At 64.0% G+C, this 22699-nt stretch carries 22 protein-coding genes and 1 pseudogene; 5 read left to right on the plus strand and 18 right to left on the minus strand.

What is annotated here, in order from left to right; genetic code table 11:
* Positions 1-8: 8 nt before the first annotated feature.
* The 7 genes and pseudogenes from FPZ08_RS14725 to FPZ08_RS14760 all read right to left on the minus strand — a co-directional run bounded on the left by FPZ08_RS14725 (position 9) and on the right by FPZ08_RS14760 (position 7363).
* Positions 9-776: a glucose 1-dehydrogenase gene (locus FPZ08_RS14725; RefSeq protein WP_146290705.1), complete on the minus strand. Its 768-nt coding sequence runs from the start codon at positions 774-776 to the stop codon at positions 9-11.
* Entirely contained in the window at positions 776-2002 is a 1227-nt protein-coding gene (locus tag FPZ08_RS14730; RefSeq protein WP_186767020.1) for a CaiB/BaiF CoA transferase family protein, read from the minus strand. The genes FPZ08_RS14725 and FPZ08_RS14730 overlap by 1 nt, the downstream gene beginning before the upstream one ends.
* Positions 2003-2037: 35 nt before the next feature.
* Positions 2038-2825: pseudogene (locus FPZ08_RS23055) on the minus strand (enoyl-CoA hydratase/isomerase family protein).
* 14 nt (positions 2826-2839) lie between these two features.
* The gene (locus FPZ08_RS14745; RefSeq protein ID WP_146290709.1) at positions 2840-3730 is read right to left on the minus strand and encodes an aldose epimerase family protein; all 891 of its coding nucleotides are present in this window, start codon (positions 3728-3730) and stop codon (positions 2840-2842) included.
* An 8-nt stretch (positions 3731-3738) separates the two neighbouring features.
* The gene (locus FPZ08_RS14750) at positions 3739-4785 is read right to left on the minus strand and encodes an ABC transporter permease (protein WP_146290710.1); all 1047 of its coding nucleotides are present in this window, start codon (positions 4783-4785) and stop codon (positions 3739-3741) included.
* A 25-nt stretch (positions 4786-4810) separates the two neighbouring features.
* Positions 4811-6310 carry a sugar ABC transporter ATP-binding protein gene (locus FPZ08_RS14755; RefSeq protein ID WP_210246810.1) on the minus strand — a complete coding sequence of 500 codons (1500 nt, stop codon included), beginning with the start codon at positions 6308-6310 and terminating at the stop codon, positions 4811-4813.
* Between the two features lie 72 nt (positions 6311-6382).
* Positions 6383-7363 carry a substrate-binding domain-containing protein gene (locus FPZ08_RS14760; protein WP_186767021.1) on the minus strand — a complete coding sequence of 327 codons (981 nt, stop codon included), beginning with the start codon at positions 7361-7363 and terminating at the stop codon, positions 6383-6385.
* Between the two features lie 146 nt (positions 7364-7509).
* On the opposite strand from FPZ08_RS14760, the gene FPZ08_RS14765 reads away from it, so the two are divergent.
* Both FPZ08_RS14765 and FPZ08_RS14770 read left to right on the plus strand, forming a co-directional pair.
* The gene (locus tag FPZ08_RS14765; protein ID WP_146290713.1) at positions 7510-8280 is read left to right on the plus strand and encodes an SDR family oxidoreductase; all 771 of its coding nucleotides are present in this window, start codon (positions 7510-7512) and stop codon (positions 8278-8280) included.
* Between the two features lie 14 nt (positions 8281-8294).
* A complete protein-coding gene (locus FPZ08_RS14770; protein WP_146290714.1) occupies positions 8295-9194 on the plus strand; it encodes an SMP-30/gluconolactonase/LRE family protein in 900 nt (299 codons plus the stop codon).
* Positions 9195-9228: 34 nt separating this feature from the next.
* Here the strand turns inward: FPZ08_RS14770 and FPZ08_RS14775 are convergent, their stop codons facing one another.
* Positions 9229-10314 (minus strand): glycoside hydrolase family 88 protein, encoded by a 1086-nt coding sequence (locus FPZ08_RS14775; protein ID WP_146290715.1) that lies wholly within the window; start codon positions 10312-10314, stop codon positions 9229-9231.
* A gap of 17 nt (positions 10315-10331) precedes the next feature.
* Positions 10332-11129: a FadR/GntR family transcriptional regulator gene (locus FPZ08_RS14780; RefSeq protein ID WP_146290716.1), complete on the minus strand. Its 798-nt coding sequence runs from the start codon at positions 11127-11129 to the stop codon at positions 10332-10334.
* Positions 11130-11280: 151 nt separating this feature from the next.
* Here FPZ08_RS14780 and FPZ08_RS14785 point away from each other — a divergent pair, with 151 nt between their 5' ends.
* Positions 11281-12183: a dihydrodipicolinate synthase family protein gene (locus tag FPZ08_RS14785; RefSeq protein ID WP_186767022.1), complete on the plus strand. Its 903-nt coding sequence runs from the start codon at positions 11281-11283 to the stop codon at positions 12181-12183.
* Between the two features lies 1 nt (position 12184).
* On the opposite strand, the gene dgoD is transcribed toward FPZ08_RS14785, so the two are convergent.
* Positions 12185-13348, minus strand: coding sequence for a galactonate dehydratase (dgoD, locus tag FPZ08_RS14790; RefSeq protein ID WP_146290718.1), 1164 nt, complete (start codon positions 13346-13348; stop codon positions 12185-12187).
* Between the two features lie 114 nt (positions 13349-13462).
* Here dgoD and FPZ08_RS14795 point away from each other — a divergent pair, with 114 nt between their 5' ends.
* Positions 13463-14509 (plus strand): Gfo/Idh/MocA family protein, encoded by a 1047-nt coding sequence (locus tag FPZ08_RS14795; RefSeq protein ID WP_146290719.1) that lies wholly within the window; start codon positions 13463-13465, stop codon positions 14507-14509.
* Here FPZ08_RS14795 and FPZ08_RS14800 read toward each other — a convergent pair.
* Positions 14506-15666 (minus strand): ABC transporter substrate-binding protein, encoded by a 1161-nt coding sequence (locus tag FPZ08_RS14800; RefSeq protein WP_146290720.1) that lies wholly within the window; start codon positions 15664-15666, stop codon positions 14506-14508. The genes FPZ08_RS14795 and FPZ08_RS14800 overlap by 4 nt on opposite strands.
* Positions 15666-16424 carry an enoyl-CoA hydratase/isomerase family protein gene (locus tag FPZ08_RS14805; RefSeq protein ID WP_146290721.1) on the minus strand — a complete coding sequence of 253 codons (759 nt, stop codon included), beginning with the start codon at positions 16422-16424 and terminating at the stop codon, positions 15666-15668. The genes FPZ08_RS14800 and FPZ08_RS14805 overlap by 1 nt, the downstream gene beginning before the upstream one ends.
* A 126-nt stretch (positions 16425-16550) precedes the next feature.
* Here FPZ08_RS14805 and FPZ08_RS14810 point away from each other — a divergent pair, with 126 nt between their 5' ends.
* Complete coding sequence (locus tag FPZ08_RS14810; RefSeq protein ID WP_146290722.1) at positions 16551-17255, plus strand: GntR family transcriptional regulator; 705 nt, start codon at positions 16551-16553, stop codon at positions 17253-17255.
* A 10-nt stretch (positions 17256-17265) separates the two neighbouring features.
* Here the strand turns inward: FPZ08_RS14810 and FPZ08_RS14815 are convergent, their stop codons facing one another.
* The 6 genes from FPZ08_RS14815 to FPZ08_RS14840 all read right to left on the minus strand — a co-directional run bounded on the left by FPZ08_RS14815 (position 17266) and on the right by FPZ08_RS14840 (position 22698).
* Positions 17266-17859: a hypothetical protein gene (locus tag FPZ08_RS14815; RefSeq protein ID WP_146290723.1), complete on the minus strand. Its 594-nt coding sequence runs from the start codon at positions 17857-17859 to the stop codon at positions 17266-17268.
* Between the two features lie 97 nt (positions 17860-17956).
* Positions 17957-18445 carry a hypothetical protein gene (locus tag FPZ08_RS14820; RefSeq protein ID WP_146290724.1) on the minus strand — a complete coding sequence of 163 codons (489 nt, stop codon included), beginning with the start codon at positions 18443-18445 and terminating at the stop codon, positions 17957-17959.
* Positions 18446-18502: 57 nt separating this feature from the next.
* Positions 18503-19576 (minus strand): Gfo/Idh/MocA family protein, encoded by a 1074-nt coding sequence (locus tag FPZ08_RS14825; RefSeq protein ID WP_146290725.1) that lies wholly within the window; start codon positions 19574-19576, stop codon positions 18503-18505.
* Positions 19573-20427: a sugar phosphate isomerase/epimerase family protein gene (locus tag FPZ08_RS14830; protein ID WP_146290726.1), complete on the minus strand. Its 855-nt coding sequence runs from the start codon at positions 20425-20427 to the stop codon at positions 19573-19575. Before FPZ08_RS14830 ends, FPZ08_RS14825 begins: the two co-directional genes overlap by 4 nt.
* Before the next feature lie 5 nt (positions 20428-20432).
* A complete protein-coding gene (locus FPZ08_RS14835; protein WP_146290727.1) occupies positions 20433-21833 on the minus strand; it encodes a CehA/McbA family metallohydrolase in 1401 nt (466 codons plus the stop codon).
* A 19-nt stretch (positions 21834-21852) separates the two neighbouring features.
* Positions 21853-22698 carry a carbohydrate ABC transporter permease gene (locus tag FPZ08_RS14840; RefSeq protein WP_146290728.1) on the minus strand — a complete coding sequence of 282 codons (846 nt, stop codon included), beginning with the start codon at positions 22696-22698 and terminating at the stop codon, positions 21853-21855.
* Position 22699 lies beyond the last annotated feature (1 nt).

Raw genomic sequence — 22699 nt, forward strand, 5'->3', positions numbered from 1 at the left:
CAACTTACTCAGCCGGCGAAGCGCGCTCCAAGGCCGCCATCGACCCGCCAGTTCGCGCCGGTGACGAAGGACGCCTCGTCCGAGAGCAGGAAGACGACGCAATTGGCAATCTCGGCCGGTTTGGCGATACGAGCCATGGGATGCACGTCGAGCACCTGCTGGCGCATTTCCGGCGGCTGGGTGGCGAGATATTCGGCCACCAGCTTGGTCTCGGTCCAGCCGGGCGAGATGGCATTGACGCGGACCTGCTTCGGCCCGACTTCCAGCGCCAGCGACCGCGTGAGCCCGACAAGGCCGGATTTCGCCGCGGCATAGGGAAAATAGCCGGGGAACGTGTGGTCGGCATGGACCGAGGCGATATTGACGATCGACCCGGCCTTGGCCGCCAGCATGGCCGGCAGCACCACTTTGGCGCAGAGCCAGGCAGCCTTGAGGTCGACCGAAAACACATCGTCCCATTCGGCCTCGGTCATCGTGACCGGGTCGGCATTGGAATTGCGACCGGCATTGTTGACCAGCCCGGTCACGGCGCCGAACTTTTTGACGCCCGCGTCGTGCACGCGCGAAATGTCCTCGATGCGTCGGATATCGCCGGCCTCGAAATGCACCCGGTCGCGATCGGCAAGCCCGGCGACGAAGGCCTCGCCCGCCGCGCGGTCGAGATCGACCATGGTGACGCATGCACCCTCGGCCAGCGCCTTTTCAACAATGGCCGCGCCGATGCCCCGGCTGCCGCCGGTGACGAAGACATGGCCGTTTGCCAGCCGCCCGGCCATCAGACGTCCACCACTGGCGATACCGCAACATTGTCCGCGAAGAGCTTGTCGACCTCGGCAATGCTGAAACCAGCTTCGAGCAAGACCTCGCGGCTGTGCTCGCCATAGCGCGGCGAGCCGCGCAAAGACGGATCGGGATCGCCGGAGAAGCGGATGGCCGGCGCCACGGTGCGGTATTCGCCACCCTTGGAATGCGTCATGGTGGTGAGATAGCGCTGGGTCTGCGGATGGGCGAGGAAGGTCGCATAGTCGTTGACCGGGCCGCACCACAGGCCGTGCTCGGTCAGCAGGTTGTCCCAATGCGCGACGGTGTCTTCGCGCAGGCGCGCGGCGACGGCGTCATAGATGTCGTCGCGCCAGCGCATCAGCGCTGCGCTGTCCTTCTGCGACGGCCGCGATGTCTTGAGCGCCTTCAGCGCCGGCACGCCGATGACGTCGCCCAGCCGGTCGAGATCGACCTGGGCCAGGGCGATATGGGCGTCCGCGCAGCGATAGATGCCATAGGGCGGCTCCATGTAGATGGACGCCTGCGGACTGCCCGAACGGGTCGGCGGCGCCTCGGCCGCCATGAACGACGTTAATTCCTGCACCTGCATCTCCATGATCGCCGAGACCATGGTGACCTTGATTTCCTGCCCGCGTCCAGTCGTGGCGCGCGCCACCAGCGCTGCCAGCACGCCCTCGGTCAGCTGGTGCGAGGCCGAGACGTCGACCATGTAGAGCGGGGAAGGATGCGGCAATTCGCTGGAGCGCCCGGCATTCATGGTGAGGCCGGCAAAGCTCTGCAGCAGCAGGTCCTGCCCCGGCCGGTCCTTCAAGGGCCCGTCCTCGCCATAGCCGCTGATCGAGCCATAGACCAGCCGCGGATTGATGGCGCTCAGCGTCGCGTAATCGATGCCCAGCTTGCTGGCGACGCGCGGCCGGAAATTCTGCACCAGCACGTCCGCATCCTTGACCATCCGGTACAATACCTCACGCCCGGCATCGGACTTGAGGTCGAGGATCAGCGAGCGCTTGTTGCGGTTAAGGGTCACGAAGGTCGTCGCGTCGCCGAATTTGGTGATGCCGGCCATGGTGGAGTAGCGCGAGAAGTCGCCGCCCCCTGGGGCTTCGATCTTGACGATATCGGCGCCCATCTCGCCCATGCGCTGCGTGCACATGGGACCGGCCAGGGCAATGGTGAGATCGAGGACGCGAAGGCCCGCCAGGGGGCCGGTACTGGACATGGTTTGACCACTCATCTTGGGTTGGATCTGGTTCATCAGCGCCCCCGGAATACCGGTTCGCGCTTCTCGCTGAAGGCCTTGATGCCTTCGGCGGCATCCTTGGTGGACATGCAGAGCGTATAGCCGTCATTCTCCCAGGCGAGGCCCTGGGCGATGGACGTGCCCTGGCTCTGCTTGATGATATTCTTGGCCGATTGCACGGCGATGGGCGGGTTCTTGGCCAGCCGCGCGGCGATCGCCATGGTGCGGGCCTCAAGCTCCTCGACCGATACGAGGTCCTGCACGAAACCGACGCGGTGCGCCTCGGCGGCGGGGAATATCTCGCCCGTCAGAATCCAGCGCGCCGCATTGCCGTAGCCGATCAGCCGCGGCAGGATGGAGGTATTGCCCGAGCCGGCATGCCAGCCGCGCTGCACTTCCGGCGCACCGAATCGCGAGCGATCCGTCGCCACGCGGATATCGCAGCTCATGGCCACTTCCAGCCCCCGCCGAGGCAATAGCCGTCGATCATGGCGATGGAGGGTTTGCGCAGCTTGAGCAGCGGCGCGATGTAGTCGCGATCATATTCGGCGCGATTGCGCTGCTCCCAGGGGCCGCCCAGATCGTCGAGCGCGGTAACGTCGCTGCCCGCCGAGAAGGCGCGGTCGCCGGCACCCGAGATCACCAGCACCTTGATATCGTCGCGATAATCGACCTCGCGGCAGATGCGCACGAATTCGCCGCCCATCGCCGCGGTAATGGCGTTGAGCTTGGCGGGGCGGTTCATCACCATATGGGCGATGCCATTGTCGACGCTGTAGAGAATATGGGGTTCTTCGGTCATCTTCCGGGTCCGTACTAAGGGGCGCGCAGCGTCATGGTTATGGTCCAGCTTGCGCTGGCGCCGGGGGCGAGGATTGTCGCGCTGCCCTGCTCCAGCGCCTGGCCGAGATGATCGACCGGCGCGGTGGTGGGTTCGAGCGCGATGTGGTGGCCATTGCCGGGTGCCGGCCAACCGCCATAGTTGAGCCAGATGCCCAGATGAGCGATCTCGGCATTGTCAAAGGCGATATCGATGGCGCCGCGTGGGCCGCTCACCGCGGCGCGGGCGCCGGGAACCGTGCTGGCATAGAGCTTGCCGGCGAACTGGGTGGTCGCGGGATGGACAGCATCGAGCTTCAGGTCCAGCGCGCGGTTCGGGCCGGGCCAGGCCAGTTGCGGCGCCACGATGGTCTTGCCATCGCGGGAGAGATAACTAGCCGAGACGGTATCAACGCCGAGTTCGATCCTGTCCTCCGGCGTCACGGCGAGCAGGCCATGCAGCGCCCACATATAGGGCAGCGCCACATCGCCGATATTGTCGACTCGATAGTCGGCGGCCAGCACCGCATCATCAGCACTCAGCCGCCGGGTGAAGCGGAAGCCGCCAGCGGTCCGGCTCAGCGTCAGGCTGTCGGGCGCCTGTGCCTCGACCGTGAAGGGCCGTCCCCAGAGGTCCCCATGGTCGCGCAGCCGGCGGCCATGCGTCGTTCCGCTCGCATCCCAGGGCGCAACGGTGGGGAAGCACTCGTCCCAGCCCACCGCCTCGTCGGCGGCATAGACCGCGTCCTCGCCGACCTGCGAACTCTGCGGCCCCTTGGCCATCCAGTCCCGGCCGGAGCGCCGGTCGATGAGGCTGACGACGCGGGCGCCGAAATCCGCGTCCACCTCGACAAGCAGGGCATTGCTTTCTATCGCGATAATGGCCATGGCGCCCCTCAGCCGGCCAGCGAGGCGCGGGCCTGCGCCCGTTCCGCCCGCGCCATGCGCCACTGGCCGATGGCCACCGCCACGATCAGCAGGAAGCCCTTGGCGACGAGCTGGTAGAAGGTCGGGATATTGAGCAGGTTCATGCCATTGCTCAGCGTCGCCAGCAGCACTACCGCCAGCATGGTCCCGACAATGGTGCCCTTGCCGCCCGCCAGGATGGCGCCGCCGAGAAACACGGCGGTAATCGCTTCGAGCTCGAGGCCCTGCGTTCCCGAAGCCGGCTGGCCCGAACTGGTCCGCGCCGTCACCAGCACGCCCGCCAGTCCCGCCAGCGCCCCGGAAATTGTGAAGATGTAGAACTTCATCCGGGTGAGGTTGATACCCGCCAGGCGGGCCGCGGCCGGGTTGCCGCCCATCGAATAGACGGCCCGGCCGAAGACGGTCGAGCTCATGACGAAATGGGCGACCACGGCGACGGCCACAAGCAGCAGCAAGGCCACCGGGATGCCGGGAAAGCTGCCGCTTTCGAGCACGCGTCCCGAGCCGATATAGGCGAAATTCTGGTCGAGCACGCCGATCGGCCGACCTTCGGGCGCGACGAGAAAGGCGATGCCGCGATAGGCCGATAGCGTGGCGAGCGTCGCCACCACCGCATTGACCCTGAGATAGGAAATGATCGCGGCGTTCACCACGCCCAGTAGCGCGCCCGCCAATACACCCATGAATACGCCACCGGTGACTGTCCCCACATAGGTGACGAAGATGGCCGAGACCACCGAGGCCACGCCGGCAATGGAGCCGACGGAAATGTCGAGGGCACCCGAGACGATGACGATGGTCATGCCGACGCCAAGTAGCCCGACCACAGCCAGGTTCATGCCAATATTCATCAGGTTGCGCGGCACGAAGAAGAACGGCGTCTGGCTGGCGATCAGCGCCACCAGCAGCACCAGCGCGATCAGCAGGGACAGGTTTTCCGCACCCACGAAACGGGTAAACGCCTTGAACGGGTTCTCCGTGGAACGCTGCGTGGTGGTTTGGGAAATATTGGTCATGAACCCCTCTTGGGTGGATGTCTCGCTACGCGGCCTGCTGGCCGAGCGCGGCGTTGAGGATGCGTTCTTCCGACGCTTCGCTCTTTTCTATCGGGTCGGAAAGCTGGCCGGCATGCATGACGACGATGCGGTCGGCCAGCGCCAGCAGCTCCGGCATTTCCGAGGAAATCAGCATGATGGCGATGCCGCTTTTGGCGAGACTGTCGATCAGCCGGTAGATTTCGGCCTTGGCGCCGACATCGACGGCACGCGTCGGTTCGTCGAGAATCAACACCTTCGGCTTGGCCGCCAGCCAGCGAGCCAGCACAACCTTCTGCTGGTTGCCGCCTGACAGCTTGCCGACTTCCTGCTCCAGCGACGGGGTCTTGATTTCGAGACTGTCGATCAATGGCGAGACGGTGTCGACCATCATCTTGTTGCGCAGGATGCCGAAGCGGCTCAGCGTCGAGAAGACCGCCATCGAGGCGTTCTCCATCACCGAGCGAACCAGGATCAGCCCCTCGCCCTTCCGGTCTTCCGGAGCAAAGCCGATGCTGGCGGCAATCGCGTCCGATGGCGCCTTGATGCGGGTGCGCTGGCCGGCCACCAGCACGTCGCCGCTGCGCTTGTGAATGTCGCCGAAAATAACCTTGGCAAGCTCGGTGCGCCCGGCGCCCACCAGTCCGGCAAAGCCGAGGATTTCGCCGGCATGAATCTTGAAATTGACATTCTCGTGGAAGCGGCTCGACAGGTTCGAGACTTCCAGCACCACTTCGGGCCGTGTCGTCTCGATGCGGCTGAAGCCGTAGGATAGATCGCGGCCCACCATCATGCGGACGACATCGTCCGGTGTCACTGACCTGGTCTCGCACACATCGACCAGCCGGCCATCGCGCAGGATGACGATGCGATCGGAAATTTCCATCACCTCATGCAGGCGATGGGTCACGTAGATCACGCCCAGCCCGCGATCGCGCAGCTTGCGGATCAGCGTGAACAGCCGCTCGGTTTCGTCCGAGGTGAGCGAGGATGTCGGCTCATCGAAGGCGACCACCTTGACGCCGGGCTTCAGCGCCCGGGCGATCTCGACGATATGTTTCTGCGCCGGCGACAGCGTATCACCCATGGCCGCCGGGTCGATGAGGCCATCGAAGCCGCATTCCTCCAGCAAAGCCCTGGCATCGGCACGAAGCCTGGCGAAATCGACGACGCCGCGCCGCTGCGGCAGCTCGCCCACGAAGATATTCTCGGCGGCGCTGACATGGGGAACGATCTCGGGCTCCTGCCGCACCAGGCGGAACCCGGCCTGTCTGGCCTCGCGCGGGCTGACATGGCTGGCTTCCTGCCCATCGAGCAGAACCTCACCCTCATCGAGCTGGTAATCGCCGGACAGTATCTTGAGCAAAGTGGACTTGCCGGCGCCGTTCTCACCGACAAAGGCGACCACCTCGCCGCGGCGAACGTCGAAAGTGAGATCGGCCAGCGCCCGCACATTCGGGAATGCCTTGCCCACGCGGCGAATATCAACGACGGGTGTTTCAGCCATCATACCAACCAGCCAAATCTGCAGAATAATGGGGCGGGCCGCCCGAGGCGACCCGCCGGAGCATGCCTGCGCTCAGGTGCAGGGCATATGGTCCTGATAGTTTTCCGGCGTGACGATCGAGGTATCCGCCACCGTATTGGCGGGCAGTTCCACGCCGTCTTCGAGCGCCGCGATCAGCACCTTGGCCGCGGCAGCGCCGACATCGGTACCGCTGATATAGAGCGCAGCCTTGAAGCCGCTCGGCTGGCCGGCAGCCCAGGGGCGGCAGGCTTCATAGGCACCCAGGCCCACGGCGATGATGTCATCCGGCGCGAAACCGGCATTGGTCAGCGCATTGAGCGTACCGAGCACGCCTTCGTCATTGCAGCCGAACACCACCCACTTGTCGACATCGGGATGCGCGGTGACCACGGGACCGGCGGCTTCGAGAGCCGAATTGGTCGTACCGTCATAGGTCACCGGGAAGATACGGGCGGCATCGGCACCGGCCTTGGTGATCTCGGCACGCGAGGCATCGGTACGGTCGTTGCAGACCGAGAGGGTCTGCACTTCGACCGACAGGATGCCGTAGGTGCCGCCGCCCAGCCAATCGCTTTCGTTGAGCAGTTCGCCGGCAGCAATGCCAACCTTGGTGCCCATATCCTTGCCGTCGAAGCCGACCAGCGGGATCGGATTGCCTTCGGCATCGGCGATATTGTCATTGGTGCCGACCAGCAGGACACCGGCATCAGCCGCTGCCTTGGCGACCGCCGGCCCGATGGCCTGGTCCGGAACGGTGATGGCGATGCCCTTGGCACCGGCCGCAAGGGCGTCGGTCATGGCGCTGATGGCCAGGTTGGCATCGAGTTCGACGTTGATCACACTGGCCTGATAGCCGAGTTCTTCGGCGGCCGCGGTGAAGCCGTCGCCCTGATCAATGAAATACTGCTGAGTGCCGCTCTTGTTGATGTTGACGATGAGCTTGTCCTGGGCCGTTGCGGCACCGGCAAAGACGGCGCCGAACAGGCCCGCGGCCAAGATTGTGCTGCCGAGCAGGCGGGTAAGTGTGGTCATCTGGTCCTCCCTGACCGATTTTACGATCATCCGCGCGGTCCATGCTCGTCGAGCTGGCCAGCATCCGGTTGACGAATTAGAGGATTATCTGTTTATCATATAAAGTCAACGCAACATCGAAACATCGAGTTGCGTCGGAGGAAAACATGCAACGTCTCGTGGGCAAGATCGCCATCGTCACCGGAGCGGGCCAGGGCATTGGCGAAGCCATTGCCCGGCGTTTTGCGGCCGAAGGCGCACGCGTCGTCATCGCTGAACGCGAGCGTGAGCGCGGCGAAGCGGTCGCGGGACAATTGCGCGACAGCGGCGCCGAAGCGCTGTGCATCCGAACCGATGTCAGTGACACCAAGAGCATCGAAGCCATGGTCGCCGAAACCGTCTCGGCTTTCGGCTCGCCCGATATCCTGGTCAACAATGCCGGCATTGCCGTCTTCGGCGATCCGCTCCAGATCACCGATGCCGACTGGCAGCGTTGCATGTCCGTTGATCTCGACGGGGCCTGGTATTGCTGTCGCGCCGTACTGCCGCACATGCTGGCGAGAGGCAGTGGCGCCATCGTCAATATCGCGTCCAACCATTCCTTTCAGGTGATCCGCAACACCTTTCCCTACCCCGTCGCCAAGCATGGCCTGCTCGGCCTTACCCGTTCGCTGGCGCTCGAATATGCCGAACGCGGCGTCATCGTGAACGCCATCTCGCCCGGCTATATCGACACGCCGCTCAACCGGAAGATGTTCGCGGACGACCCCGATCCGGATGCACGCGCCAAGGTGGAAGCGCGCCAGCCGCTCAAGCGCCTCGGCCGCCCCGAGGAAATCGCCGCCGTCGCTGCCATGCTGGCTTCGGACGAAGCCCGCTTCATTGTCGGCGCCAATATCGTCGTCGATGGCGGCGTCACCATCCGCATGTACGAATAGGGAGAAAGCCGATCATGACCATCGAGGTTTCCACTGCCGTCGCCTGTCGCAACGTCCTCGGCGAGGGCACCTACTGGGACGCCAGGCGCGGCCGGCTCTGGTGGCTCGACGTGCCCCTGCCATCGCGGCTGTTTTGCCTCGATCCGGCCAGTGGGGACGTCCAGAGCTACGACATGCCCGAGATGATCACGGCGGTTCGGGCCAAGAAGGACGGCACCGGGCTCATCGTCGCCTGCCACAGCGGCATCAGCAGCTTCGACTATGCCACCGGCAAGCTGACGCATCTGCTCAATCCCGAGCCGCAACTGCCCTATAACCGCTCCAATGACGCGGGCACCGATGCGCGCGGGCGCTTCTGGTTCGGCACCATGCAGAACAATATCCAGCCCAATGGCGCTGGCATCGATCTCATCGCCGGCGCCGGCACACTCTACCGCCTCGATCCGGACCTGACGCTCACTCCGTTCGAAACCGGTATCTGGGTGTCCAACACCGTGTGCTGGAGCCCGGATAATCGCACCATGTATTTCTGCGATACGGCCTCGGGCGTCATCTCGGCCTATGATTTCGACCTCGATGACGGCGTGGTCACCAACAAGCGGGCCTTTGCCGAATTCGACCGCGGCGCGCCGGATGGCTCCTGCGTCGATGCCGAAGGCTATCTGTGGAATGCGCGCTGGGATGGTGGCTGCGTCGTGCGCTTCAATCCGCGCGGCGAGGTCGACAAGGTCATCGACCTGCCCGTCGCCAAGGTGACCAGTTGCGCCTTTGCCGGCCCCGATCTCGACCAGCTCTACATCACCACCGCCAGCTATGGGATGAGCGAAGCCGAGCGGGCCGCTGCGCCCGATGCGGGCAACCTCTTCATCTGCCACCCCGGAGTCAGGGGCCAGCGGACCGCCGAATTCGGCTGAGTGAAAAGGCGGGGCATCGGCCCCGCCTCGTCTTCTAGAGGTCGACCTGCTGCCGGGCCAGCGCCGCGGTCAGCACCGGGCCCTGCCCCCACGGCACGATATAGCCACGCGGCACGTGCCAGTAATGCTCCTGCGTCAGCGCCGCATAGACCGCCGCGGAGACGCCCTGCAGGTTGCCGTCGGCATCGAGATTGGCCAGTATGGCGTCATAGGCCTTGTCGGCCGCGGCGCGGAAGGTTTCGGCTGGCAATAGTCCCAGCCTTATGCCGCGATAGAAGGCGCCGGCCATGAAGGCCGCTGTCGAGGATTCGGGGCCGGATTCGGGCTCGTGCACCATGGCCCACCAATTGCCATCGGGCAGTTGCCATTTCAGCATCGCCGCGGCGAGGTCCTGGGCGTTGCGTACCACCTCGTCATAGCGGTTCGCGCCCTTGTCCGCATGCTCGGCAACATCGATCAGCCCAAGCAGCCCCCAGCCCTGCCCGCGGCCCCAGCCGCGAATGTAGGATCGCTGGGTTTTTTCGAGCCAGAAGTGGTTGTAGAGACCCAGTTCCGCGTCGAACAGCAGTTCGCGATAGGCCAGTATCTCGTCCACCGCCCGCTGCGACCATTCCGCCCCACCACCGATTTTAGCGAGATGGGCATAGAAAGGCGGGTCGAAATGCATGCAGTCGAGCCAGGTGCCGGCGCCAGGATCGCCCATCTGCGCCTGCTGGGCAGCGTCGAGCGCCGGACCGCCATAAGGCTGGCGCAGCGCCCGCAGCGTATCCTCGAAGGTGATGGCGACGTCCCGTACCCGGCGGCGCGAATAGAGATGCTCGGCCAGTTCGATCACCGCCTTGAGCAGCACCGCATCGCCCGTGCGCTTGACGATCTCGCACATGACATGGCCGGGCGCCGTATTGTCGTCGAGCTGCCAGGGTTCGCGCCGGGTCGACCAGGCGCGGAAGAAGCCTTGCGAAAAGTCCTGCCAGGTGGAGAGGCCGAGCAGATCGCCTGCGGCGATAAGGCCCTCGAAGCCCACCGAGTCGCCGTAAAACCAGCCCTTGAAGTCGTGTTGCTGCAGCCGCTCCGCCACCCGCTTGAACAGCTGGCGCTGGGCTTCCGTCGGTTCTGTCATGTCGATTCCTAGGGGGCTCACTCGGTGAGCGAAAAACCCCTGTTAGCGTCAATAATGGCGCTCTGGATGAGATGCCGCATGGCCCTCTCGGCCCCTTCGGCGTCGCCGGCGGCAAAGGCGTCGTAGACGTCCTGATGCAACTGGTTGGTCTCTTCCATTCCGACGAGTGCGGTGGTCGAACCGCGAGCCTGCATCTGCACGTCGATCATCAGCGACAAAGCCGCCTCGATCACCGAAAAAAGCTGCTCGAGAATTTCCGACCCCACCGCTGCCAGGAACGCGCGGTGAAATTCGAGATCATGCGTGATGAAATGCTGGCGCTGTTCTTCGGGCGTGACGGATTCTTCGTGCAGCACGGCGATCTTGCCCTGCCAGGCCGCATGGATGCGGGCCTTTGCGGCCTCGCTGCCATTGGCCGTGGCGGCCCAGACCACGCCGGGCTCCAGTGTCAGGCGGACCTGCAGCAGGTCCTTGAGCAGCACCTTGCGGTCCGCCGCCTGCATTCGCCACTGGATCAGATCGGGATCGAGCAATCGCCAGACGGCCCGCGGCATGACGGTGGTCCCCGCCATCTGCCGGCTGCGCACCAGCCCCTTCGCATTGAGAATGCGGATGGACTCGCGCACTACCGAGCGCCCCACCTTGAGTTCGTCCATCAACTCGGTTTCGGTCGGCAGGGTTTCGTCGGTCTTCCACTCGCCCGCCACGATACGGCGGCCGAGATCGCTGACGACCTGACCAAGAATGCCGCGCACGGGCATCAACCCGCCAAGCGGCATATCCTCGCGATTCGATGTAGTTGAGCGTCTGACCATTGCCAATTCGATCTGTGTTCCAAAGCCTCCCGTCAAGTGTGTACTTGCCCCTCTCCCCCTCCTCCGACTAGCATCGGTTCTAGTTTATATGTTTATCATATAAAGTCGAATGAGAAGCCGCAAGCGCCTCATGACGTTCGAGGGACCAGACGTGACCCAGCCACACGGCATCTTCCCGATGCTCTATGCCTTCTTCGATGCCGACAACCGGCTGGATCGCACCGCCTTTCGCCGCCAGGTCGAGGTCTGCATCGCCTCGGGCTGCCATGGAATCGCGATCCTGGGGCTGATCACCGAGGTCAAGGCGCTGACCCCAGACGAGCGTGAAACCCTTGTCCGCTGGGCCGTCGAGGATATTGCCGGCCGTGTGCCGCTGATGGCGACCATCGCCGGGGCCACGCTCGATGAAGTGCGCATGCTAGCGGCGTCGGCCGAAGCCTCGGGCGCCGATTACCTCATCCTGCAGCCGCCGCTGGGCCAGCGTCCGTCGAGTGGCGATCTCCTCGAATTCTACTCCACCGCCATGGCCGGCATCGACATCGCCGTCGGCATCCAGAATGCGCCGGAATTTCTCGGCGTCGGGCTCAGCCCCGACGAGGTCGGCCTGCTTCGCGCCCGTCACCCCAACTTCACCCTGATGAAGGGCGAAGGTCCGGTCGTGCAGGTGCGTCCCTTCGTGGTCTCGCAGGGCAATGACTTCCCCATCTTCAATGGCCGCGGTGGCCTGGAACTGCCGGACAACCTGCTCGCCGGTTGCGCCGGCATGATCCCGGCACCAGACTGCGCCGACATCCAGGTCGCCATCTTCCGCGCTATCAAGGCCGGCGACCTGGCCGAGGCCGAACGGCTTTACGCGCAGGTGCTCCCCTACATCGTCTTTGCCATGCAGACGCTCGATGTGGCGATCTTCTATGGCAAGCGCATGTTCGCGCGCCGCGCCGGCATCGACAATGCCGGCGCCTGCCGTGTCCCCACGCTCATGCCCGACCCGTTCTTCGAGGCGGCGCTGGAGCGCTGGACGGCAGGTTTCGGGCCCTACGGCGCCACGCGCTGACCTACCAGTCGGCGACGCTGCCGTCGTGATGATACCACTGGATCGGCCTGACCTCCTCGAAGGGGTGCTTTTCCGCCGCCTCGAAATTGATCTCGACGCCGATGCCGGGCGCCTGGCTCGGTTCGACATAGCCCCCGACGATCGGCGTCACGCCGGAAATGATTTCGTCGCGCCATGGCACATCGGAGCGCATCACCTCCTGGATGAGGAAGTTCGGCGTGGCGAAGCCGAGATGGATATTGACCATCGTCGCGATGGGCCCGAGCGGATTGTGCGGCGCCATCGATACGCCGAACGTGTCGCACAGGGTCGCGATACGGCGCGTCTCGGTAATGCCGCCGGCATGGCAGACATCGGGCTGTGCCACGGCGATCGCGCCGGCCTGCAGCAGGTGCAGGAATTCATGCCGATGCACCAGCCGCTCTCCGGCTGCGATGGGGATGCTGGTCGAAGCCGCCACGCGCGCCGTGCCCTGCCAGTTTTCCGGCTGGCACGGCTCTTCGAGAAAGAACGGCCGATAGGGTTCGAGCACCTTGGCATATTCGATGGCCATGGCCGCCGTGGTGCGCCCATGCAGGTCCACCATGATGTCCATGTCCTCGCCGGCACCCTCGCGCGCGGCCGCCATCAATGCCTCGGCCTCGGCCAGCGCGGCATGGCCATCGAGCGGCGCCGTCTTGCCGACCGCCAGTATCTTGACCGCCGAAAATCCGTCTTCCCGCGAGCGGGCCGCCTTTTCGGCGAAGGCCCCGGACGCAGCGCTGTTATAGACCGCAGTCGAATCGCCCCCGCCCAGATGGTCATACATGCGCAGCCGCCTGCGGCTCAGCCCGCCGATCAACTGCCACAGCGGAATGCCGAGATCCTTGGCCTTGAGATCGTGCAGCGCCTGGTCGATCCCCGAAAGCGCCGACATGGTGACGATGCCGCCTTTGAAGAAAGGATGCCGGAACATCACCTGCCAGAGATGCTCGATATTGCGCGGGTCCTCGCCGAGGATCAGCATGCCGATATCCTCCACGGCGCCGGTCACCGCACGCGTCTGGAACTCCATGGTCGCCTCGCCCAGCCCGTAGAGCCCCGGCTGGTCGGTTTCGACCCGCACGAAGATCCAGTTCCGCAGCCGGGCATTGACCACGAAACTCCTGATGGCGGTGATCTTCATCTGCGTCTCCTCTTTCCGGGCATTGGGACGTGGCGCTGGCCCTGCCGTCAACGTCCCTATCGTTGACCTATAAAATCGATCATATATGTTCTTGAGCAAAGCGGGAGGGAAATCATGAGTGCAGGCAAGGTTCGTATCGGCATCGTCGGCGTCGGCTGGTGGGCCGCCGCCAATCACCTGCCCATCCTCAAGGCGCGTCCCGATGTCGAGCTGGTCGGCGTCTGCCGTCTGGGAAAGGACGAGCTCGCCAAGGTTCAGCAGGCCTTCGGCATTCCCTACGGCACCGAGTCCTATGACGAACTGCTCGAAACCGTGCCCATGGATGCCATGATCGTCGCCTCGCCGCATCGCCTCCACGGCGTCCAGACGCTGCAGGCGCTGGAAAAGAATCTCCATGTGCTGGTCGAAAAACCGATGACCGTGGATGCCGACGAGGCCCGTGCCATCGTCACCCTGGCGGCCGAACGGCAGCGCCATGTCGTCGTGCCCTATGGCTGGAACTTCCGCCCCTATTTCGCCGAGGCCCGGCGCCTGGTGGCCGCAGGCCGCATCGGCACTATCCGTCATATCTCGGCGGTCATGGCCTCGCCAATCGGGGAGCTGATGTCGGGCCAGCAGATGCCCGGCACGGAGAACGAACTGTTCCGCCCCGATCCGGAAACCTGGGCCAATCCGCAGAATGGCGGCTATGGCTGGGGCCAGCTCGTCCATCTGCTGGGCGGCATGTTCTATCTGGCTGACCTCGCCCCAGAACGCGTCTTCGCCTTTACCGGCAAATCGCAGCTCGGCGCGGACCTGTTCAACTCCGTCTCGCTGCAACTGGCCGGTGGCGCCACGGCCGCCCTGTCCGGCGCCGCCACCGTGCCCGATGGCAAACCCTTCCAGCTCGACCTGCGGCTCTATGGCAGCGAAGGCATGCTGCTGCTCGATGTCGAGCGCGAGCGCTGCGTGATCCAGCGCCTCGACGGCACCGAGATCGTCATACCGATTACGCCGGGCGACGGCGCTTATGCCTGCATCGAGCCGGTCAACCGCTTTGTCGATCTCTGCAAGGGCCTGGCCGTCGAAAATGCCGGCCCGGCTTTGGTCGGGGCGCGGGCCGTCGAAGTGGTGGGTGCCATGCTGCGCTCGGCGAAGTCGGGCAATGCCGAGATTGTCTAGACGCCGCGATTGACCCCGGCGGTCAGCTTTTCAATTCCGTCGAGTGCAGCACCCATATCCATCTCCCCGGCGAGGAAGCGGCGCACCACCACGCCCATTTCCTTCTGGAACACGGGATAGCCCGGCAGCCGCGGCCGAATCCACGCCGTCTCGATGCTCGACCGGGTCGTCGAGAAGAATTGGTTGAAGCGGGCATCCGTCGCCGCATCGTCCCACGCGGCGGCAAGCGCCGGCTGGCCGTGATGGGCCGGAATGATCTGGCATTGCGCCTCGTCCGACAACACGAATTCGATAAAAGCCAGCGCCGCATCCTTATCGGCACAATGGCGCGATAATCCCATGGCCGTACCGCCGATCGCGGTGCCGGCATGATAAGGCGTCACGGCGCCAGGGAACGGCCCGAAGCTCAACCGTTGCCGCATATCAGCCTCGCCATAGGTGGCATAGCCATAGACGCAAGGCGCGTAGACGATATCGTCGCGCGCCACCATCTGGTCGTGCAGGTCTATCGAGTTCCAGTTAATCGCCTCGGGCGGGCACAGCGCCATCACTGCCGCCGTCCGTTCCAGCGCCACCCCGAGCGCCGCCCGGTCGATGCGGAACGGCTGTGCCGGATCGGTGGACCAGGGCGTGCCGGCATTCGCCATCAGCGCCGCCACCACCAGCCCGGCATGCGGCGTCTCGCCAGCGAGCCCCAGATAGAGGCCGTCCTTGCGCAAGGCGCGACCCAGCGTCAACACCTCGTCCCAGGCCTGCGGCAGCGGCCGATCCCTCATCAGGTCGGTGCGATAGAGCGCATGCTGCGTCGCCCCGTCGATCGGCGCCCCCCAGACCGAGCCGCCATAGCGATAACTGGTTAGCGACGCTCCGACGAAGCGCGCGTCATCGTCCACCGTCAGCCCGGGAAGATGCTGGTCGAGCGGCACGAAGGCCCCGCTCGCCACGAGGTCGCCGCTGAACGGATGATCGTAGATGATGAGGTCGAACAGTTCGGCGACACCGGCCAGCCCCTGATGCTCGAAATCGCTCAGCGGCCGCACCGTCCACTGGATGTCGATATCGGGATGGCGCTCCCGAAACCGGTCGACCAGCGGCTGGAGCGGCCCGGTGGCGCGCCGATGGCCCCAGCTCAGCCCCTTGAGGACGACCCTGGCCATCAACCGCCCTTCCGGCTGGTGAAGGCGTCGATGCCCTTGCGCTGGTTGCCCAGCGCGAAGGCCAGCACCATCAGGTCGTTCTCATACCGCGAGGCCCCGTCCAGCGTGCCGTTGAGCGCCGCCCGAATACCCTCCTTGACCGTCATCGTGGCGATGGAAGTATGCCCGGCGATCCGCGCGGCCATCGACCGCGCCGCGGTCACTTCCTCGCCCTCACCCACCACTTGCTCCAGCACGCCCATGCGATAGGCCTGTTCGCTGTCATAGGTGTCGCCGGTCAGGCAGATCATCATCGCCTTGCCATAGCCGACCAGCCGCGTCAGCATCTGGGTCTGCCCGCCCCCGCCCAACCAGCCATGCTTGACCTCGGGCGCGCCGATCTTGGTGGAGGGCGCCGCGATACGGATATCGCAATTGATGGCGATCTCGAGCCCACCGCCCACCGCCCAGCCCTTGAGCGCGGCGACGGTCGGCTTCTTGATGCGCCGGCATTCGGTGGCGTAGCAAACACGATTGCGGAAATCCCAGGCGTCCTTGAAGCTGTCGAGCCGGCCGATGTCGGTGCCGGCGCAGAACGCCTTCTCGCCTGCCCCGCGCACCACGACCGCGCGGATGGAGTCATCGTCGTTGATGGCGCGACGGGCATCGCGAATGGCGCTGGCCATTTCCGGGCTGATGGCATTGTGCTTTTCGGGCCGGTTGAGCACCAGTTCGGCAACGCCCTCGCCAATACGGTCGAGCAGGATATGGTCGGTCATGATGGAAGCTCCCCAAGCGGAAAGAGCTTCCGCTTCATGATAATCGATTATATATGATTATGGAGAGATCGGGGATTTCGCAAGCGGAGTCTTGCGAACCCATGGCCGAGGCTGGAGGATGCCGCGATGAGCAAATCGCCCCAAACACCGCGCAGGCCTGCCGCACTCATTCGCAGCCGCAGCCTGGTCGACCTCGCGCATGAGGAAATCCACAAGCGCATCACCAATGGCGAGATTGCCCAGGGCGAGCGGCTGATCATCGATGCGCTGGCCCAGGAATTCGGCACCAGCCTCATCCCGGTGCGGGAGGCCCTGGCACGGCTGCATGCCGAACGGCTTGTCTCGTTCGAGGCCAACAAGGGCTATCGCGTCGCTGCCCCGCCCGATGCCCTGGAACTGCGCCACCTGTTCAGCGCCCGCCTCATTCTCGAGGTCGGCGCGCTGGAAACGGCCATTCCGCTCGTCGATTCAGACCTGATCGTCGAATTGCGGGAAATCAACGCCCGGATGGGCCGGGGCACCTATGGCACGACGTTCGAAAGCTATGTCGATTTCGTCAAGCTCAATGCCGTCTTCCACGAGAAAGTGGTTGGCCTCTCGGGCAACCCGTTCATCATCGAGGCCTACCGCACCCTCGCCTATCACCAGCGCATCATGCAGGTCCTGCATGGCCGCGGCGTGCCCGACATCACCAAGCTGGTCGCCGAGCACGAGACGATCATCGATGCGCTGCAGGCCGGCTCACACGCCGTCGCCCGCCAGGCGATCCGGCAGCACATCCTAAATGGATCGGAGAGGCTATCACCCAGTTCGGAAGCCGGCTCTCCCTAAGGGCATCCGCCTATAGCGCGGGCAAGGCCACCTTGGAGAGTTCTTCGATCTGCGTGCCCTTGAAGTCGCGGAGCGTGCTCATGAAGGCCTGGGACGCTTCATTGCCATAGGCGCGATGGCTGATGGCGAACAGCATGCCGCCAACCTCGCCCTCGGCATTCTGGGCGCTGGCATAGCGATAGCCGTTCCACTCGACAATATATTCGCCCTTCTCGTCCTTGGCCGAGACGATAAAGTCCAGCAGCACTTCCCCGGTCTGCTCGTTCTGCATCAGGTCCATATTGACCAGCGGATCACTGGCCTTGCGCTCGTTGAGCATGTTGACCTGCGCGCTCGCCATCTGCAGCGGGGTCATTTCGGAGGCGAGAAACTCCACCATGATCATGCTGTCAAAGTTCTCGACCGTCTGTCCGGCGGGCACATATTCCTGCTTGATATATTGCGCATTGGGCTGCGACGACCAGCTCAGCAGATAGTCCGTGCCATCGAAAGTGAGGGGGCCGGGCACGCCGAGATAGTCGGTGACATCCTGGGCTAGGACCGGCCCGGCGGAGAAGGACAGGGCAACAAGGGCGGCTGCGGCGAAACGGGTCAGAGCAGGCATGAATGAACTCCTCGAAATATCAGCATGGCGCGATTTTCAGCGCTTATGAATAAGACGATCCGGCTTGGCCTTTCCTTTGGGCGATACGTGGAATTTTTTACAAAACCCCGTCGGGAGCCGTCGCGCGCAAATCCGCCATCACGCTATCGCGTTCGGAGACAACAAAAAAGTAGAGCGGAATATTGGCCATGGCGGTGCTGGCATGGTTGGCCCGAAAGGGCATGACAACGCGCAGGATCGCATACATGGCGCCGAGCCAGGGGAAGAAATGCCGCTCGCCCTGGGTGACGCGCAGAACCGGCTTGCCGCCATTGGCGTGAAACGCGATGCCGGACCATGGCACGTCGAGTGCATAGCCCACACTGCGATAGTGAACACCAAAGGCATCGAAACCGATAGCGGTGGCGCGGAACTCGATGCAGATAACCACGGCGAGAATTGCCGCTGGCGCCAGGATGAACACCGGCCACCAGCCCCGACCCGCGCCGATGAATACCGGGAAACTGATCGCCGCTATCACCACGATGATGGCCGGAAAGATGAAGGCAATGGCCCGGTGCCGCTCGGGTAGCAGGTGCATGGTCATCAGGGCATTCTCTCCTGTTTGCCTGTATGACGCCACCGGCCGGGCCGACCTTGGTATTTATTGCGCCCGGAACTGGCGGCCGACTTCGGCAAAGAGCTTCAGATCCTCAAGCGAGTCTTCGAGACTGGTCTTGTTCGGGGTGCCGTTGACCATGCTGTCGAGGAAGGCGTTGAGCTCGATGCGGAAGGGATCTTCGTAGATCGGGCCGATGATTTCGGTGCCGGTTTCCGTGACCGACGAGGTGGTAATTTCGAGGCGTGTCGGGAGGTTACGGATATAGGGCGTGTCGTAATTCATCTTGAAATGCTGGGTCTGGGTCAGCACTTCGATGCCGGCGTCAAAGCGGGAGACGTCGTCGATGACGGCTTCGTAAAGCGCGGTGAAATGGCCGTAGTCGAAGAGGGCAATGACGGTTTCGCCATTGTGTTGGGTGGCATGGCGCACCGCTTTGGGCGAGCCCAGCAGGTCGCGCATGGCCGAGAAGCTGTGCGAGGAAAGGCCGGTCAGGACCTGGTAGGCGCGCAGGGCATCTGGCGGGCAGTCTTCACCCATGACCGAGCGCAGCATGGCCTGCGTGCGGGCGCGGCCCTCGGCGATGAGATCGGGGGAAACATCTTTTGGTTTGAAGACGTTACGCGTCTGCGCCACGAAGAACGGCGCCTCGCGGATGATGTCGCGGATGCGGACATGGCGGATGGTTTCGAGCGGCGGCAGGCGCTCCTTGAGGGCGAGGAAAGCCCGGGAAAACCGTCGCATATAGCCGACAAAAACCACCTGACCCGGCCGGCGCGGCACCGACAGGATCGGCTCGAGCTGGGCCGCGGTGAGGCAGGCGGGCTTCTCGATGAAGACGTGTTTTCCCGAGCGGATCGCCTGCTCCAGCAGCTCGGCATGGAGATGATCCGGCGTGAGAATAAACACCGCATCGAGGCTCGAATTGGTTAGCAGACTGTTAGCATCGAGAGAACGCGTTGCGACTCCGTAGCGGTTGCCGACATGCTCGAGAAGGCTGGACGACACATCGCTGATGGCGGCGATGGAAAACCTCGGATCGTCAGCGAGAAGTGGCAGATGCATAAGCTGGGCAACTTCACCCAGACCGATCAGCCCGACCTTGATCGGCGCGCTCATGAATTGATCCCGTTCATATAGGCAAGGTTGCGGGCAGCCAGTTGCAGCGGCGTCTCGACGGCATCGGTGGCAACGTCCTGCTCGACCACAATGGGACCGGTGAAATGGCGCTGCTGCAAGAGCTGCATCACGGCCTGAATGTCGACCACGCCATCGGGCAAGGGACACATGACGCCCGCGCCATAGGAATCGGCCACCGACAACTCGCCCGACAGCACGCGGGCGCGGACTTTCGGGTCGACATTTTTCAGATGCATATAGGCGATGCGGGGGAAGGTCTTTTCCATATAGGTCAACGGGTCCTGGTCCCAGAAGGCGTGATGGCCGGTATCGAAGCAGAGGTCGATATCAGTGTCGGCCAGCAGGCGGTCGATCTGGCCCTCCTTTTCGACGGCGGTGCCGATATGGGGGTGGAAGCTGAGCTTGAGGCCGTATTCACCTTCGACCAGGCTTTGCGCATCGCGGACCATCTGCGTCAGCCCGGCCCAACCGGCCGCGTCGAGCACGCCTTCCTGGCCCTTGGGGTAGAATTCGCTGCGGTCCATGATGACGACATGGCCGGCGCCGAGCGACTGCATCAGGGTGGAGAGATCGCGCAGGGTCGCCATGAGGTCCGGGGCCGAAGCGGCATCGCCGAAGCTGTGGACATGGACGCCGCCGATCAGCACGAGGTCGCGCTTGGCCAGCTCGTCGCGCAATAGGCCCACATCCTTGGGCAGGAAGCCGTAGGGGCCCAGTTCGGTGCCGCGATAGCCGGCCTCGGCGACCTGGTCGAGATATTGCTGCCAGCTATAGGCATTGCTGGCCGAACCGGTAATGCCCCAGGAACAGGGTGCGTTGGCGATAAGCATGGAAATCAGGCCTCGATATAGATGGGGTTGGTCAGGGCGCGGCGAATGGGCTGCTCGGCGATCCGCGCACCCTTGAAATAGTCGGGCGGAACCTGCCCCACGACCTCTGCTGCGAGTTCGGCGACCAGCCGGTCCCGGCTGGCGACGGCAATGATTTCGGCGCGGAGGAAGGTTTTCGGCGTGGCGAGCTTGAGGCTGACCGTCCAGTCGTCATCGGGAATGTCCATCTCCGCGATGGAGCCACTTGCATCGATCAGCACCAGGCGGTCGCCACCGGCGCCCCGGACGATGATATCGACGGCATCCGGGCTTGTGGTCGAGCTGCCCATGACGGAAGCGCCGCAGCGGATTTCCAGATGCGGGCCATCGGGGCTTTCGGTGATGTAGCCATGCCCCGCCTTCATGCCGGCGAGAACGGCATCCTCGCTCAATTCGGGCAGGTAGAGCACGGTGGTCGGCCGCGCCAGCACCAGCGGCCCCTCCGGGCGCAGGTCGGCGGGCTGGTGGTAGTCGGAGCCGCCAATGGCCGAGAGTTTCATGCCGGCGGCAAGCCGCTGCTGGTAGCGCTGCAGCGACACCCAGTTCCAATCCAGCCAGGTCGATTGCCAGACCTCCTGGCAGTCGGCGGCGGGCATGTCGTAGTCCCAGGGAATGACCGGCTTGTCGTGGTTGATCGAGAGCAGGCCACCTCGCTCATGCACCAGCTTTTCCAGCACATGGGCGTCGGATTTCTGGGTCATGCGGAAGTCGATCCAGTCATCGACGCCGAAAACATTGGCGTGGCCGATTGCCGTCGTCACTTCCATGCCTCGCACAAAGACGAGGTCGGGCGAGGATTGCGGGTGGAAATAGCGGCGCTGGGTGATGGTGTTGTGGTCGGCAATGGCCAGGAAATCGAGCCCGGCCTGTCTGGCGGCCGCATGGAGCACTTCAGGGGCGCCCTTGGCGTCGGAATGGAAGGTGTGGCAGTGCAGGTCCCCCTTGTACCAGCCGGCGCCCGGACGCACCGGAAAGGTGCGGGCCGGCTGGGATTCGAGGGCGCGCTGCGCGGCGTCGAGCGTGATGGTGACCGTGACATCGGCGCCGGCCTCGGGGACCTTGTAGAGACCGAGGATGACATTCCAGGTGCCGGGCTGGATGTCGCCATGCACATAGCCGGGCGTGGCATCGTCGGTGGCGATGAAGAAGCGGTCGCGCGCGCCGCCGCTCCAGCCGCGAAACCCCTCGCGCGTGGGATAGCCCGTATCGCGCGGGTCGAAGGCGCCGAGATCGACCACGCAATCCTCGGCCTTGGGATAGGCCAGGACGACATCGATGCGGGTCGTACCAGCGGGGACATCGAAGGGAATGTAATAGTAGGGATTGGCGGCCTGATCGGCGCGGGTGACATGGGCGGTGAACTGCATTTTGCGATTGTCCTGAAGACTATTCCTTCACCCCGCCCACGGTGAGGCCGCGGATCAGGTATTTCTGCATGAAGGGATAGAAAACCAGCAGCGGCACCAGCGCCAGCACGATAGCGGCCATGGTGACATTGGGGGCGATGAAGTCGTTGGTCGAGGTGGCGCTTTCGCCCAGGATCACCGATTGCAGGGCAATCTGCAGCGTTATCTTCTGCGGGTCGTTGATGAACAGCAGCGGCTCGATGAAGAGATTGTATTTGTGCACGATCTGGAAGGCCGTGACGGTCAGCACGCCCGGCAGCGCCAGCGGCAGGTAGAAATCCCGCAGCAGCTTGAAATGCCCGGCGCCGTCCATGCGCGCGGATTCGATCATGGATTTGGGCACCTGCTCGAAATAGGTCTTCATCAGCAGGATCGAAAAGGCCGAGACCATTTCCGAGACGATCAGCGACAGCAGGGTGTTGAGCAGCATGAACTGCTTGAACACCACGAAAAGCGGCACCAGGATCACCTGGGTCGGGATGGTCAGGGTGAGCAGGATGATGCCGGCCATGATCCTGCGGCCCGGCAGGTCTTCCTGGATCAGCACATAGCCGCCCATGGCCGACAGCAGGACATGCAGCGCCGTGCCGATCACGGTGACATAGAGCGTATTGGCGAAGGGCAGCACGAAATTGAGGCGCCGGAACAGCGTCTCGAAACCCTCGATCGAGAAGGTCTCCGGCCAGAGCTTGATGCCGGGTTGCAGCGAAGCGAACTTGCTGGAAAACGCCGTGGCCACCACCGACCACAGCGGCACGATCATGGTGACGGCCAGCGCGATCAGGATGGCATAGGAAAGGAACCGTATCGAGCGGGACTTGAGCATG

Source organism: Devosia ginsengisoli, from assembly GCF_007859655.1.
Lineage (GTDB): Bacteria > Pseudomonadota > Alphaproteobacteria > Rhizobiales > Devosiaceae > Devosia > Devosia ginsengisoli.

Coding starts and splice junctions, on each gene's coding strand:
- FPZ08_RS14725 (WP_146290705.1), bottom strand. CDS start 776: ATGGCCGGGCGGCTGGCAAACGGCCATGTCTTCGTCACCGGCGGCAGC.
- FPZ08_RS14730 (WP_186767020.1), bottom strand. CDS start 2,002: ATGTCCAGTACCGGCCCCCTGGCGGGCCTTCGCGTCCTCGATCTCACC.
- FPZ08_RS14745 (WP_146290709.1), bottom strand. CDS start 3,730: ATGGCCATTATCGCGATAGAAAGCAATGCCCTGCTTGTCGAGGTGGAC.
- FPZ08_RS14750 (WP_146290710.1), bottom strand. CDS start 4,785: ATGACCAATATTTCCCAAACCACCACGCAGCGTTCCACGGAGAACCCG.
- FPZ08_RS14755 (WP_210246810.1), bottom strand. CDS start 6,310: ATGGCTGAAACACCCGTCGTTGATATTCGCCGCGTGGGCAAGGCATTC.
- FPZ08_RS14760 (WP_186767021.1), bottom strand. CDS start 7,363: ATGACCACACTTACCCGCCTGCTCGGCAGCACAATCTTGGCCGCGGGC.
- FPZ08_RS14765 (WP_146290713.1), top strand. CDS start 7,510: ATGCAACGTCTCGTGGGCAAGATCGCCATCGTCACCGGAGCGGGCCAG.
- FPZ08_RS14770 (WP_146290714.1), top strand. CDS start 8,295: ATGACCATCGAGGTTTCCACTGCCGTCGCCTGTCGCAACGTCCTCGGC.
- FPZ08_RS14775 (WP_146290715.1), bottom strand. CDS start 10,314: ATGACAGAACCGACGGAAGCCCAGCGCCAGCTGTTCAAGCGGGTGGCG.
- FPZ08_RS14780 (WP_146290716.1), bottom strand. CDS start 11,129: ATGGTCAGACGCTCAACTACATCGAATCGCGAGGATATGCCGCTTGGC.
- dgoD (WP_146290718.1), bottom strand. CDS start 13,348: ATGAAGATCACCGCCATCAGGAGTTTCGTGGTCAATGCCCGGCTGCGG.
- FPZ08_RS14795 (WP_146290719.1), top strand. CDS start 13,463: ATGAGTGCAGGCAAGGTTCGTATCGGCATCGTCGGCGTCGGCTGGTGG.
- FPZ08_RS14800 (WP_146290720.1), bottom strand. CDS start 15,666: ATGGCCAGGGTCGTCCTCAAGGGGCTGAGCTGGGGCCATCGGCGCGCC.
- FPZ08_RS14805 (WP_146290721.1), bottom strand. CDS start 16,424: ATGACCGACCATATCCTGCTCGACCGTATTGGCGAGGGCGTTGCCGAA.
- FPZ08_RS14810 (WP_146290722.1), top strand. CDS start 16,551: ATGAGCAAATCGCCCCAAACACCGCGCAGGCCTGCCGCACTCATTCGC.
- FPZ08_RS14815 (WP_146290723.1), bottom strand. CDS start 17,859: ATGCCTGCTCTGACCCGTTTCGCCGCAGCCGCCCTTGTTGCCCTGTCC.
- FPZ08_RS14820 (WP_146290724.1), bottom strand. CDS start 18,445: ATGACCATGCACCTGCTACCCGAGCGGCACCGGGCCATTGCCTTCATC.
- FPZ08_RS14825 (WP_146290725.1), bottom strand. CDS start 19,576: ATGAGCGCGCCGATCAAGGTCGGGCTGATCGGTCTGGGTGAAGTTGCC.
- FPZ08_RS14830 (WP_146290726.1), bottom strand. CDS start 20,427: ATGCTTATCGCCAACGCACCCTGTTCCTGGGGCATTACCGGTTCGGCC.
- FPZ08_RS14835 (WP_146290727.1), bottom strand. CDS start 21,833: ATGCAGTTCACCGCCCATGTCACCCGCGCCGATCAGGCCGCCAATCCC.
- FPZ08_RS14840 (WP_146290728.1), bottom strand. CDS start 22,698: ATGCTCAAGTCCCGCTCGATACGGTTCCTTTCCTATGCCATCCTGATC.